General features: G+C 35.9%; 12 protein-coding genes. 9 read left to right on the top strand and 3 right to left on the bottom strand.

Translation table 11 applies throughout. The features are described from left to right. The first annotated feature begins 10 nt into the window (after positions 1 to 10). From BAOM_RS25205 to BAOM_RS15645, 6 genes are all read left to right on the top strand, one after another. Positions 11 to 115, top strand: coding sequence for a nitroreductase family protein (locus BAOM_RS25205; protein ID WP_252282542.1), 105 nt, complete (start codon positions 11 to 13; stop codon positions 113 to 115). Between the two features lie 29 nt (positions 116 to 144). Further along, positions 145 to 600, top strand: coding sequence for a nitroreductase family protein (locus BAOM_RS15670; protein WP_252282541.1), 456 nt, complete (start codon positions 145 to 147; stop codon positions 598 to 600). A gap of 370 nt (positions 601 to 970) precedes the next feature. Further along, positions 971 to 1,198 carry a hypothetical protein gene (locus BAOM_RS15665; protein WP_127761082.1) on the top strand — a complete coding sequence of 76 codons (228 nt, stop codon included), beginning with the start codon at positions 971 to 973 and terminating at the stop codon, positions 1,196 to 1,198. A 325-nt stretch (positions 1,199 to 1,523) separates the two neighbouring features. Next, positions 1,524 to 2,114: a TetR/AcrR family transcriptional regulator gene (locus BAOM_RS15660; RefSeq protein WP_127761081.1), complete on the top strand. Its 591-nt coding sequence runs from the start codon at positions 1,524 to 1,526 to the stop codon at positions 2,112 to 2,114. Beyond that, positions 2,111 to 2,551: a DUF5367 family protein gene (locus tag BAOM_RS15655; protein ID WP_127761080.1), complete on the top strand. Its 441-nt coding sequence runs from the start codon at positions 2,111 to 2,113 to the stop codon at positions 2,549 to 2,551. Before BAOM_RS15660 ends, BAOM_RS15655 begins: the two co-directional genes overlap by 4 nt. Before the next feature lie 416 nt (positions 2,552 to 2,967). Then, positions 2,968 to 3,774, top strand: coding sequence for a hypothetical protein (locus BAOM_RS15645; RefSeq protein WP_127761079.1), 807 nt, complete (start codon positions 2,968 to 2,970; stop codon positions 3,772 to 3,774). Between the two features lie 100 nt (positions 3,775 to 3,874). Here the strand turns inward: BAOM_RS15645 and BAOM_RS15640 are convergent, their stop codons facing one another. Then, a complete protein-coding gene (locus BAOM_RS15640) occupies positions 3,875 to 7,585 on the bottom strand; it encodes a trifunctional glycoside hydrolase family 18/polysaccharide deacetylase/glycosyltransferase family 2 protein (protein ID WP_127761078.1) in 3,711 nt (1,236 codons plus the stop codon). 1,059 nt (positions 7,586 to 8,644) lie between these two features. Between BAOM_RS15640 and BAOM_RS15635 the strand changes: the two genes are divergently transcribed. Continuing rightward, entirely contained in the window at positions 8,645 to 9,265 is a 621-nt protein-coding gene (locus BAOM_RS15635; protein ID WP_127761077.1) for a hypothetical protein, read from the top strand. Here the strand turns inward: BAOM_RS15635 and BAOM_RS24560 are convergent. Both BAOM_RS24560 and BAOM_RS15630 read right to left on the bottom strand, forming a co-directional pair. Continuing rightward, positions 9,262 to 9,414: a hypothetical protein gene (locus BAOM_RS24560; RefSeq protein ID WP_164853258.1), complete on the bottom strand. Its 153-nt coding sequence runs from the start codon at positions 9,412 to 9,414 to the stop codon at positions 9,262 to 9,264. The two genes, BAOM_RS15635 and BAOM_RS24560, sit on opposite strands and share 4 nt — an antisense overlap. Before the next feature lie 103 nt (positions 9,415 to 9,517). Then, the gene (locus BAOM_RS15630) at positions 9,518 to 10,084 is read right to left on the bottom strand and encodes a permease (RefSeq protein WP_127761076.1); all 567 of its coding nucleotides are present in this window, start codon (positions 10,082 to 10,084) and stop codon (positions 9,518 to 9,520) included. A gap of 287 nt (positions 10,085 to 10,371) precedes the next feature. Between BAOM_RS15630 and BAOM_RS15625 the strand changes: the two genes are divergently transcribed. Both BAOM_RS15625 and BAOM_RS15620 read left to right on the top strand, forming a co-directional pair. Continuing rightward, positions 10,372 to 12,528 carry a type IA DNA topoisomerase gene (locus BAOM_RS15625; protein ID WP_127761075.1) on the top strand — a complete coding sequence of 719 codons (2,157 nt, stop codon included), beginning with the start codon at positions 10,372 to 10,374 and terminating at the stop codon, positions 12,526 to 12,528. A 228-nt stretch (positions 12,529 to 12,756) separates the two neighbouring features. Then, positions 12,757 to 14,208, top strand: a complete 1,452-nt coding sequence (locus BAOM_RS15620; protein WP_127761074.1) for a UDP-N-acetylmuramoyl-L-alanyl-D-glutamate--2,6-diaminopimelate ligase — start codon at positions 12,757 to 12,759, stop codon at positions 14,206 to 14,208. Positions 14,209 to 14,364: the final 156 nt, after the last annotated feature.

Raw genomic sequence — 14,364 nt, 5'->3', positions numbered from 1 at the left:
TATTGAAAATATGAATATAGAATCAAATTTGACTGTTGAAGAGGTTATCCGTTCCCGCCGAACGATTAAAAAGTTTAAAAAGGACCCGATTTCTTTAGATACGCTTAAAGAGTAAATATTGAGATTTGGGCACCGAATCATAAAATGCGTGAACCTTGGCGTTTTATCGCCTTCTTAGATGAGGGAAAGCAGCATCTTGTGGAAGTTTTAAAAAATGAAAAGGAAAAAGGGAAGTTCCCTAGACCGATGAAGCCAGAAAGGCTTGAACAATTACTTTCAATTCCAGCGTTCGTTGTTGTTGTAATGCAAGCAGATCCACGACCAATGATTTTTGAAGAGGATTTTGCTGCGGTGAGTGCTTGTATTCAAAACTTTCAATTAGCAGCTTGGGAGCGTGGAATTGGAATGCTGTGGAATACGGATCCAACCATTTATTCACCAACATTTCATGCACAAATCGGTGTGAAGCCAGGTGAGAAGGTTGTCGGAATTATGCAAATTGGCTACCCAGACATGACACCGAAAGCACAGCAGCGAACTTCGATTGAAGAAAAGTTAACGGTTATTACTAGCGCTTCTCAGCTTGAAGAAAATAAGTAGTATCGAATAATATTTGTCAGTAATCGGGTGCAATTCCGAAGGGGAAATTGCGCTCTTTCTTTGTGTAGCGAGCCCGGATTGTTTAATAACGAAATGGAAGATTTAGCTTATGTTTAAAATCTGGCTGATAATGGCTGTACGGTTGAAGAAGTGAAAGTATACAATGATTGGATATTAGATTACGACAAGGACGAAATAGATAAAGTGTTTAAATAAGAATTAATCCTTGTTAAACGAGTGCGTTACATAAATAATGAATGAGGCTGCCTTTTCTTTTTGATAATCTGTGCAGGTTGGTTGAAAATAGTGAATAAATATAAATATAAAGTTAACTCTATAATTAAAAGAATGGTAAACGAGGAGATTAATCATGAAGCCTTATCAAATAAATAAAATGATCATTGATGATGAATTTGATGGTGAAGAATTCGTGACAACTGATTTTGCTTACCAAAATAAAGATTATAGCATTACTTTTAAAAAAGCAGACCTTGAAATAATTAATACATGGATTTTTAAAGATGGTACGTCTCTACCGGCAAATTTATCTGATAATATTATTGAATTAATAAGAGAAGATGTTAAAAAGAGAATCTAGTCACATGTAGTAGTTCTAATTTATTATGGGTTTTAGAAAAGTTTTGATTATTAATATAAAGACTTACGTGACTAGCAAAGGAGTGATTTCATTGAACGAATACGATGGGCTAATGACGACGATTTTTAATGATTAGAAGACCAAATCGTATGTGATTTGGTCTATTGTATTTGTTGACATATCAGTATTTTATTAAAAAATGTGAAAGAATGTACTTAAACCAAACCAGCTAATAGTTTAACAAGAAAATATTGTAATTATAAATAATGAATGGTAGTATTTTCTTATAGTTAGTTAGTTGAATAACTAATAGGGAGATGTAGAAATGGCAAAACCTAATGTAATTAGTAAGGATGTTTTAATTCAATACGCAAAGGAGTGTTTAGTAAACAACGGAATAGAAAAGTTTACTTTAAGGTCTGTAGCAGAGATGGCAGGAGTAACACAGGGAACAATTTACTACCATTTTAGAACGAAGGAACAGTTGTTATTAGCTATTGTTCAGAATGTTTGTGAAAACTCTTGGACTGAAATATCTGAACAAAATGAACAGCTTTTTTTAAGCCAAGCAATCGAATCTGCAAAAAGTCGTTGTTCATACGATTCTTTTTTTCATAAGTTATTTTTCACCTTGGTTGCTTCGAGTTTCAATAATGAAAAAATAAGAAATCCATTAAGTGATATCGTTACTGAAGAAAATAGTTCTTTAATTAGTAACTTATCAGGGTTATGGGGTAAATCACCAATAGAAGGTGTAACGTTAGAAACATGGGGGATTCTCATAAACGCTATTGTAGATGGAATTGCTTTACAAGCACTATTACAAAAAGATTTTCCAGTAGAAAGAACGTATCAGGAGGTTGAACAGCTTTTTAAAGCTTTTAGTAAATTAAAGGATATGGGGATTAATAAATGAAGGGAAATGCATTTGCTCTCATTTTTGGTGTGTTAGTATGGTTTGTTGCTACAATGTTTTTCGTAATTCTTGGTGAACGTGTCCTCTATCCTCCTGGAACAGTCAGCTTTGCAATTAGTATTACACTATTAGTAGTTGGGACAGGGTTCTTGCTATGGGGTATTACATATATTTATTTATTATTTGATAAAACCGAAAACGCACCATTAAAGTTTGGAATAATTGGCACAATGATTGGATTAGCATTGGACACCTTTTCATTATCGTTTCACCAATTTATTTTTCCTAATTTGGCTGAGCCGCAGGTTATTGCATTTACAGCATGGATGTCTTTTGCATATGCGTTATATTTATTTATTCCTGCATTTATTAACCAAAAAAGAAATAAGTCCAAAAGAGAATATAAGGTGCCAAGAGATCAAATCTTCCTAAAGTAACGGGGCTTTAATGCAAGAACAGGACTGTCCATAGACAGTCTTTTTTTTTTTGTATTCAAGTCTATAAAGCTACTCCATTTTAGACAGTGTAGTCTTGCTCTTAAATAGTGTCTATTTAATTCGAAAGTAAACCTTTATAACGTTATTAAATCAATTGACCATTTAGAGCTTAATAAGCCGCAGATTAAAGAGTACTTAGAATATTTCAAGCAGAATGGTATTCGAGTAAAAGAAATTAAAGAATCCGAAGAGAAGTTAAGAAGGTATTAATGTATAAACACGATAGATGAAGCAGTGAGAGAGTGATTTAATAGTATTCAAAATTCTGTTTTTTTTACTACCCCCATAACCATTTTGGTTCGTTCGTATTCTTTTAATATAAATATAATCATAGAAAAAACACGAGGGGAATAAAGATGAATAAACTAACCAAGGGAGCCCTTGCCATGGTTTTAGCGGGATCGGTGACGTTTTCTATTGCTAATGTCTTGTTAGTCGATCAATCTTCTAAACGGTTAATAAAAGAAAATGATTTAACCATATCTGAAGTACCAAAGAAACCGGATGTAATTAACCAAGGGGAAAAAACGGCGAAAGATCAAACGTCAGCAACGAATGTGAAAGACGTGCAAACCAAGCCTTCTCATAATACTGCGGCTATAAAAAATAGAAACGAGAGTAAGACGACCGTAGTGGCCAGTCACCAAAATACGGAAAAATCCACCGAGAAGAAGATGACAAATTCTGCTAATACGAATACGACAATAACTACAACGTCTGCTGCAACTAGAGGAAAAGAATCAACGACAACGACTACATCTACGACGGCGGCAACTAATGCAACAAGAGTAAAAGCACCAACGACAACAAAAGCACCAACGAAAACGGGAACGAATACAACCGGATCAAAAGCACCAACGACAACAAAAGCACCAACGAAAACGGGAACGAATACAACCGGATCAAAAGCACCAACGACAACAAAAGCACCAACGAAAACGGGAACGAATACAACCGAAACAAAAGCACCAACGACAACGACTGCACCAACGACAACGGAAACGAATACAACCGGATCAAAAGAAGCACCAACGACGACGGCAACTAATACAACAAGTGCAACCAAAAAGACAACCAACCATGGACAACAAGTTTCTCAAGACGCAAAAGCAAAGGCTGCAAGTTCTCAGGACAAAAAAGAAAACAACGGAAAGAAAATGTAATTCTTTCAAAAAGGATCACCAAAAAATGGTGGTCCTTTTTCTTTAATAAATCAATATAAAAAAGACCTTCCCAAATGGAAAGGCCTGTGCAGGTATTCTATTATATTTTTTCCTTAACCTCCGCAATATAGGTCTCTTGAGTAACATTTCCTTTTCTTTTTAGTTTATTCCAACCAACGGTTACTCCCTTTATTGCCGAGAAGATGGATTTTATTACGACATAAGCCATAAGCTGCTTGTATAAAATTCGTTGTAGAAACAAGGAAGCTAGTGGTTTAGGACTTTCTTTCTCCAATCGAAACGCATATAGAGAAGTAAAGAAATCCAGCAAGTAAAACAGTATAAATCCAATGGCTGCTTTACCAGGGTGCTTGCCAAAAAGGGCCATAATGAACAATATATCCGCAATAGGTGATATGGTTTGATAAATATATTGGAAAATCCACATGTTTGGAAGACCGATATACCCTAATGAGTTATGTTTTTTATTAAATAATGCCCCGCGATGTTTCCATAAGCATTGTAATGTACCATAAACCCAGCGGTAACGCTGTTTTTCAAGACTTTTAATATCCTCTGGTACTTCTGTAAAGGCATAAGCCTTTTCTTCAAATTCAATCTTTTTCCCAAGACGTAAAAGAGTAAGAGTGATATCGGTATCCTCTGCCAGTGTATCTTCTTTATAGTATCCAGCTTCTTCTACTGCTGTCTTTCTCCATGCACCGATTGCTCCTGGAACAACCGTAATGCAATTGAGAGCGGCAAAGGCTCTTCGCTCTAGATTAAAGCCTGTCACATATTCGATATGCTGCCAGTTTGTAAGGAGATTCCCCTTATTGCCTACTTTTACATTACCTGAAACAGCGGCAACATTTTCATTTTTAAAATGGTTTACAAGCAGTGAGATAGCATTTTCAGCAATGAGTGTGTCAGCGTCTAGAGCAACTACGATTTCCCCTTTTGCTTCTTTAAAACCAAGGTTAACAGCAGAAGATTTTCCCCCATTGTTTTTTTTCATCAATCTCACGAGAGGATGACTTGCATACGTTTTTTGAACAACAGCAGCAGTATCATCCTTTGATCCATCGTCGATAATCAGTACCTCGAAGTTTGAGTAATCGCTGGATAAAATTGAATCAACTGTTTTGCAAATGACTTTCTCCTCGTTATAGGCTGCAATAACGACACTTACAAAAGGTGTAAAGCTAGGGTCGATTTCGATCTCTTTGTACTCTTTTACCTGCTTTCTAGATAGAAAAACGAAGATAGCAAGCCGCAAGATTCCTAAAAGGATAGCTGAGTAGAACAAGAAGTTTAAGCCTGAACTCCAGCCTTGCATGATTTTAAATACAGCCTTGTCATAGATTAAATAAGGGCTATCCTGCTTCGTAACAGGGGGCATAATTTGACTATCACTTTTTTCAATTAGATCACCAATGGTGGTAAAGGTGTAGCCGCGCTTTTCAAGTTCTTTAATAATAATGGGCAAGGCCTTTACTGTGTTGGAGCGGTCGCCTCCAGCATCATGCAGCAAAATCACATTTCCTTCTGGCAGTTGATCCAATACCCGTTTTACAATTTCATTACTAGAAATTCTTTTCCAATCGTTAGAGTCAATAGATTCTCCAACCATAGTATAACCCATGTCCTGTGCCCGCAATATAGGCAACAGTTGACTCTTGGTGCTTGGTTCTGCATCGGCTTCAAACGGTGGGCGGAAAAGGTTCATTGAATGACCTGTAATGGCTTGAAATAAACGTTGAGTTGCATTAATCTCCATTTTTGTTTGAAACGGTGTGATGGATGCAACATTAGGATGGCTAAAGGTATGACTGCCAATTTCATGACCTTCCTTATACATCCTTTTAACGAGGTCGGGATGCATCATAGCATTCTCTCCAACTATAAAGAAGGTTCCTTTTATATGATTCTTATCCAGAATGTCCAATATTTGTTTTGTATAGGTTGGATCCGGACCATCATCAAAGGTAAGGACGATTTCTTTCGTTTTCGATTTCCCATACCTAGCCACTTGAAAAGGCTTTGGTAATTTCACATAGGTTTCGGCTTCAATCAATCCATGTGAATTCAATTGAATGGTTCTTTGTCCTTTTTCTGATTGAGAAACAATTTTTAAAATCTCTCCAGCCCCTGTATAGTGAACAGGATCAGAGCTGACCAAGGTTTTAAGGGCATTGGATGGATTGTCTATTTCCTTTGGTTTATTAATGTAATTCCAGATAGCAGGATCTTCAGAACCAAGGCGCCAAACCGCTATTCCTTTCGAACCGCTGTCTATCGATAACTTCATTTGATTATAAAATGTAGCAGCATCTAAAAACCAAACAATGTGTTTTTTTCCGTTCTTTTTATAGCGTAAATAAGGGTTGCCTGCTTCTTTATTCCAGTGGATTTTGGGATTTATTTTAATTCCCAGATTCGTGATATCCCCGAATGTCATTGCATCTGCGGGCTGATTAGAGTTTTCCTCCCAGTCGTAGCCATAGTTTCCTAAACTCACAATTAATTTTTCGGAAGGAATATCGAGCTGCTGTAAGTTCTCTTTTACCCAATTAGATGGAGCTATAGGTCCGGGTTTACTCATGGCGTGGTGCTGGTCATATAGCATGACGAACATCCGATCAACGCTAGTTGCTAAAGAAGCATAGTCAAAACTATTGTTATTCGGAGGGACATCCACTGTGACCATGAGATCATGTTGATGAAATGCTTTAGAAACTTTATTCATAAAACGAGTGAAATGAGCTTTGTCCTTTTGATTAATTTCTTCAAAGTCTATATTAATACCGTCAAAGCCATTTGTTCTCACATAAGCCAACAAGTTTTTAATAAAACGATCTTCAGCACCGGGAGTAGTAAATAATCGATGCAGTATATCGCCATCCCATTTATTATCAATAAAATTGTTAACTAATGGGAGAATCTTTACATCATGTTCTTTTGCCTCTGCAACAATAGAGTTGTCAGTACTGTCCTCAAGAGTAAGGCTAGAAGTAAGTTGCAGCCACTCCGGCACTAACGTTGTAATAGAATGAATATTATTTTTAAAAGAAGTTTTGCTTTTCTCGTCCCAATTGACATAAAAACCATAAACTTCTTGTTTGCTAGCTATTTGTTTTTTGTTCAACAGACCCATATTTTCTTGAATAATAGGGGAAGGCTTCGTTTTTTGAATCTGTGAAGCAAGCTCTTCTTCACTTAAACTTGTATTAATCGGCTCAATCCCACTTTTTGCTGTGCTATTATTCAATTGAAGTTCAGGAAATGCTGGGTTAGTATTAAGGCTTTCGATAAAAAAAGTCGATACTAAAACAATTAAAACAATAAAGCCTGCACTTATTCGTTTAATAATGGACCAGCGTCTTTTGGCAGGATCAAGAAAAACATGTTCTTGATTTCTCTCCTTTTTTTTCAGTCCTAAATTGTAAAACCAGTGGAAGAAAAAATAGCAAACAAGACCGATTCCCCCCCCTAGGACACCTGCTGCAATCGCTTGCGAAAGTTGTATTTTAGCTTCTAGGACAGAAAATAACCAAAAATCTTCTAGTATATGTAAATCTAGAAAGGGTAAATGGCTAATGTTGGGGATGAAAATGGTAATCAACGTTCCAAGAAATAGGGCGATAATGTTAAGACGCAACAAAAGTGAAAAAGCAAGCAATAATGGAACTCTTAAATTATCTAAAGGCAAAAAGGCCAGAAAAAACCCCAGTGTACTTGCAACTGCTCCTGCATTTCCAGTGACAGGTGCAAACAATGATCTGATAACCCACATAAAAACTCGATTCACTTAGATTCCTCCTCATAGGTGTAGTGTCGAAAAATTTATAATTATATTTAATAGGTTGATTTTATACAATTAATCTCTCTAAAAAATTTATTTCACTCTTAACGGGCAGCAAGACCCCCACCTCAAGATTCAGAGTGAACAAGGAAGATAGGTGGGGGACAACTGCCCGTAAAGGTCCGATTGGTGAGATACAGTGAAACTTACCTTTGCGATTTTCAAAGGTATAGTTGAACCAATCAGGTTCGTACGGTCACTTGATTGAAGCGAAGCGGGGATCTTAGTGACCGTAGAACGTGACTAACCATCAGTGGGGGATGAAGTAAAACCCCCACTGATGGAAGTTTCACTTTATTGGAACATTAACCAAAAGTGATCCTAAATGTTGCTCATCCATCAGACAAACTTTTTCGACAAAAAATGACCATCAATAAAGGTTTAGGTAGTCATTTTGAAATTTGGGGGGTCGGACAAAAATTCTTTTAATTTACAATTGGTTATTAAGGGTATTTTTGGTTTTTAGTTGAATTAATTTCGATGGAGCAGTAAAGAGGAAGGTGTTATACGGACCATGAAAATAGTAGGGGGAATCTCTTATTAAAATATGAATCTAGTATAAAAGATTTGTTGAGAAATGAATGAGAAGGAAAGTATATCTGGATAGCTGTTGAATGGAACTCATTACTTAATTCATTAGCGGATCACAAGTCCTTATATTGTGGGTGAGAGGTTTTAGGTGCAGTTAGAAATTGCTTTCAACTATAAAAAAGCCAGTTTCAATCTGGCTTTTTTGATTTAAAAAGTTTAGTTACTTCGGCAACTCTTAATATACTTTGGATGAGGACGGGTGCTTTATAATTCTTCTCTGTTGTCTTCAACTATTTTTTTGTAAATAAAAGTGACCTAGATTGATTTAATTATTTAAATGAATATACCGGGTATTTTATCCTGTTTTTTGAAGTGTTAAATCAAATAATAGATTTATTATGATAATATTGGTTAATATGGATATATATTGAAAAAACCTACATTAACAAAGAGGATAGAAGTGAGGGAGTTTTGATGAAACAAAGAAGAAAGAAATTAAAAAAAGGTATAATCATGTCAACGATTCTAGCATGTAGCCTTTTATTTGGCTCAATAGGAGTCGGAGCAGAAACTAAAGTTACACAGCAAACATCTACATCTGTCAGTGTGACAAAAGCATCTGCTACTGTTTCGAAAAAAGGGGTACTAACTTTCCCTAAGAAATTTAGCATGAAAAAAGTGACAAGTGAATTAAAGCCGGAAGCTGTTAAACTTATAAAAATTTATGGTGAGTCTCTTAATACAGGAAAAACTAAATCTTTCAATTCATATGTTAATAAACATGTAGCTGAGAAAGCAGATAGTAACTATTTACTTGGCCGCAAATATGTACGTGATAATTACAGCCAAAAAGTAAAGGAAATGAGAAAAGTCAATTCGAAAAAAACTCTTTCCACTTATTCGAAGGCTGTTAAAGAAGTCAAAACGTCCAAGTTGAAAGTTGACAATACGTATAAAGGAACGGGATTTGCTACATTCACGTACCAATTCCAACCAAAAAACTTTGATGCCTTTGGTTGGGTAACAGTCAAATTTAAATTTACCCAATTAAAGAATGGCAAATATGTGTTAGAGAATGTTTATTTTATTTATTAAGAAACTGGAATGATTGTAGGCTGTAAATCTTTACAGCCTACATTTGTTGTGTCTGCTTTTCCTTTTTTAGCATGGTGATGTTTGATGCTCTTTGTTGTATTTGAAAAAGTAAATTTCTGAATGTTTTCCTTTAAATCAATTTGAAACATCCATCTTTAAAGGGAATAGATTAGATAGTTTCGGTTTTGAGAAGAGCATAAAAACTTATTTAGATATCCTTATTATAAGTAAATGAGGTTTCCGCCCGTATATTTATGAGAAAACGTCAATGGCCAAAGAAAGGAAGAGAAAGACAGTCATGATAAATCCAGCTGCAATCCCTTTTCCTCTGCGTTCAGGACCTGATGACTGAAGAGCATGCTTGAAATAAAAAAAAGAACCGACTGCAATTAAGAGAAATTCTATTAGAATGCTTAAGGGAACAGATTCCCATAGTCCGAAACCAAGAAGTGGAAGATTACCTGCATTTCCTGGGAGAATAGGCAGATCCGGGCGATGAACAATTAAATCTAGTATCCAGTGGCTAAATACGACAGCGCCTATAATAGTTCCTGATTTTTTACCCCAAAATACTCCAGCAAGACATGCTGCTAGAATAGTAAGCAATAGTGCTCCCACGAAAGAATGAGTATAGAATGCATATATCATCATGTGGGCATAGCCGCCTTCACCTATTGGCTCCATTGACTCTATTCCAGCTAAATTAAATGGAACAAACGCAATGTCGAGCAATTGTGTGCTGACCAGCAGCGACCAAAGCGGAAGTTCTGGTGCTTTATTTTTCACTGCAGCAGCAACTCCGAAATGTCCGGCGAACATTTCAACCACCTCCTAAACGACTTCACTTATTTCATCAAAACAATAACGAATCAATTACTATTATAGCGTTCTAGTACAGATGGAATTTTAAAAAAATGTAAATTTTTCATATGATTGTAACGATATTGAACGATTATTTTAAATAATAATAAAGGTATGTAACGACAATTTAAATGTTTAAGTAAGTACACTTATATGATCTTCTGCCAATTATAAGCTTGTCTATGATAAAATAAAAAACTAAGCAAGTGTGCTTCGGAAATTTTAGATGTAAGGTGATTAATTCAATGAAGTTAATTATTGCAGAGAAGCCATCTGTATCGAAGAATATTGCAGATGCACTGAAAATAAAAAATCGACAAGACGGTTATTTTGAAGGGAATGGCTATATTGTAACATGGGCGTTCGGCCATTTACTTCAACTATATGATGCAAAAGATTATGATGAGAAGATGTCTACATGGAAAATGGAGAACTTCCCTTTTGTTCCGCCAACTTTTAAATATAAAGTGAAAAGTGATCCGAGGAATAGAGAAAAGCCAGATACGGGCGCTAAAAAGCAACTAAAGATTATTCAGAGTTTAATGAAAAGACGAGATGTAGAGGCTATTATTTCAGCTTGTGATTATGACCGTGAAGGACAAGTTATCGGAGATAGTATCATCTATAACTTGGGCACAGATAAAGCGGTATATCGATTATTATTAAACGAATGGACTCCAGCTGAAGTGATGAGAGGGTTAGAAAATATTAAGCTCAATTCAGAGCTGAAGCCCTTGCAAGATGCTGGTGTTAGCCGCCAATGGGCAGACTGGGTAATAGGAATAAACTTAACATCCGTAGCCACTCTAAAATATCAAAAGGGGAAGGGTAAGGCGTTAAATATTGGACGCGTACTGTTGCCGACGTTAAAAATTATTTATGATCGCGATAAAGAAATTGAAAGCTTTGTTCCAGAAAACTATTTTAAGCTGCAAGCTACTTTTCAAACAAAGAAGCATGAAGAATATGAAGGAACATATATAGAAGGAAAAGAAGAGAAGTTTAAAAGTAAAGAAACACTGGAAGAGATTCAACAGATGTTAGCTGACAAATCCGCAATCATACACGATAAGCAAGTACAGAAGAAAAAGGAATATCCACCGTTTTTATTTAATTTATCGAATTTGCAAGGACATATTACGAGTAAATATAAAGGATGGACATCGGATAAAGTATTAAAAGTCGCCCAATCGTTGTATGAGAAAAAGTTCATTACCTATCCACGAACATCGAGTATCGCTTTAGAAGAAAGTCTAGTCGGGAAAACAGCAAAAGTGCTAGAAACGTTATCAGAAGATTTACCATATCGAGATGAAATTAAGTTTGTGAAGTCAAAAAGGGTCTTTGATAATGCAAAAGTAGAAAGCCATAGTGCGATTGTGCCTACTTACTTGAAGCCAAAAAATCTCACTCAGGATGAAGCACAAGTATATCAGGCAATTAAAAACCGATTTATTATGCAGTTTATGCCGGTTGCTGAATATGAGGAAACGAGAATTGAAACAAAAATTGCGAATGCAGATTTAAAAGGCATCTTTCTCTCGAAAGGAAAAGTACAGCTTGTCGAAGGGTGGAAAAAGGTTGAGAAGGTTCAATCGAAAGATACGATTTTGCCACTCGTACAAGTGAACGATCCTATAGAGATCATCAAGCATGAAATTACTTCTCATGTTACAAAGCCGCCTAAGCAGCATACTGAAAAAACATTGCTTCGCGTGATGGAGACATGTGGAAAGAACTATGACAGTGACGGTGAAAGTGAAGAAAATGTGCATGCTATTTTAAGCGGTTTTAGTATAGGTACTCCTGCTACACGTGCCGAAACCATTAAGAAGCTAAAAGATGTCGGCTATATTTCGATGGAAAATAAAAATTTGGTTTGTACAGAGCTAGGCAGAAAGCTTGTTGAAACGTTTCCAATCAAAGACTTATTCAATCTAGAATTTACAGGACGCCTCGAAAAATCTCTGTTCGATATTGAAAAAAGAAACTTCAGTAAAAATGATTTTTTAGAGCTTATTTTTAATTTCACAACAAAAGCCGTTGAAACAATCAAAACTGAAAAAGAAATCACGATTCATGAAGTAACGACAGAAAGGAAGCCGAATGAAGTATTAGGAAAATGCCCCCTTTGTGGTCATGCCGTCATTGAAGGACAAAAAGGCTTTGGCTGCAGCAATTGGAAAAATGGCTGTAAATTCGTCATTTGGAAAAATGATAAATTTTTAGCGACGATGAAGAAGAAGCCTACAAAGACGATGGTGAAGGCACTATTGAAAAATGGCATAGCACCGGTTAAAGGATTAACAAGTAAAAAAGGCAATAAATTCGATGCGAAGTTACGCTATGAGAAAAATCCGGATAATGAGTATTTTAGTTGGAAGATGGAGTTTGACCAGTAATTTAATGGATAGCAGTCCAAGTTGATTGGGCTGCATTTTTTATTTTTCTAAAGCTTAAAAAGCTAAGAAAAGAATAATCTGTCTACGCGATGAAGAAGCTCATATTTTTTGGTTATGAATTTTGTAATTGGTTATAAATAAAGTAAATTCTTTTAAATAGAAAGAGGAAAATTTCAACGAATTCCCAAAAATCATCAACCATTATATAACTTCAGGAGTGAGAAGGAATTGAAATTAAACATCCTATTAGAATGTGTTGAAAAGCTTGCACATAAATCTATTCCTAATATGAATATTGAGGGGATAAGTACTAACTCAGCTGCTGTAAGACCAAATGAGGTATTTGTTGCAATCCCGGGTTACAGGGTGGACGGTCATGATTTCATTGAAGCGGCTATAAAAGCTGGGGCTAGTGTAATCGTGGGAGAAAAAAACTTAAAGGATTTACCTGTTCCTTATATTAAAGTATCTAACAGTCGTTTAGCCTTAGCTAAACTGGCTTGTCAATTTTATGAACATCCTTCACGAAAGAAGATTTTAATTGGGATAACAGGGACAAATGGTAAAACGACTACTGCTTTTATGCTTAAACATATTTTAGAAGCGTTAGGCCGAACCTGTTCCGTATTTGGTACGGTGCACAATGTGATAAATGGTCAAGTTTCTCCTTCTCAAAACACTACTCCTGATGCTCTTGAATTGCAGAGACTGCTTGCGTTAAGTGAAGACGAATGTGTTATTATGGAAGTTTCGTCCCATGGCCTATCACAATACCGAGTAGAAGGTGTGGAGTTTGACTACTGTTTATTTACCAATTTGGATCATGACCACCTTGATTACCATCATGATATGAATGAATATTTTCTAGTGAAAGCCAAATTGTTTAATCAATTAAAACCGCATGGGAAAGCGATTGTTAATCATTATAACAGTTGGGGAGAAAAGTTGGTGAATCTTCTAAACCTAAAGGATGAAGATATATGTATCATAGGGGATGAAAGCCACCATAATTTAAAAGTTGACAAGGTAAAATCAAATGTTTTTACATTGATTTTTGAAAGGAACCAAAGTTTTAACCTAAATCTCAAGATGTTAGGATATCACAATATTCTGAATGCCTCCATGGCTTTTTTAACGGCTCAAAAAATGGGTCTTCCTAGCAGCCAAATTATTCAGGCATTAGAAATGTTCTCTGGTGTTCCCGGCAGGTTTGAAATGATGCAGCATCCTAATAATGGAGCCACTATTGTGGTTGATTATGCTCACACTGCCGATGCTTTCTATCACTGCTTGCAGACGGCCAGAGACGAGGGGGCTAAACGAGTGTTTCATATCTATGGCTTTAGAGGAAATAGGGATACCGATAAACGTAAAGAAATGGTAAATCTTTCTCAAACATTCAGTGATAATAGTGTTCTTACTTTAGATGATTTAAATGGTGTTTCTTATGACGATATGGAGCAAGATCTTTATAAGTTAAATCAAAGCGGATCTGTCATACCTGATCGTACTTTAGCAATAAAAAACGTTTTGGATCAAGTGGATGAAGGAGATTGGGTTTTTATTACAGGGAAAGGTGCTGAAACGTATCAACAACAATTCGAATTACCAACAGCTTCAGATATAGAAACTGTTCAATATATTTTCCAACAATTAAATGACGGAGAAGTGTTCTTATAATAAGTGATGCTGAGACCGATAAATCTTGTATCCTGGGAGAAAACTTAAATCTTCATTAATAGATGGGGGAATCCAACTGTAACAATGCCAATTACCAGCAACTTCAGATAAACTGTTCAATATGTTTTTCAACAATGAGCATGATGAGCCTGCGAA

The sequence above is a fragment of the Peribacillus asahii genome (assembly GCF_004006295.1).
GTDB classification, from domain to species: domain Bacteria; phylum Bacillota; class Bacilli; order Bacillales; family DSM-1321; genus Peribacillus; species Peribacillus asahii_A.
The sequence above is the reverse complement of the archived record's forward strand: the minus strand, read 5'-3'. Positions and strand labels throughout refer to the sequence as shown.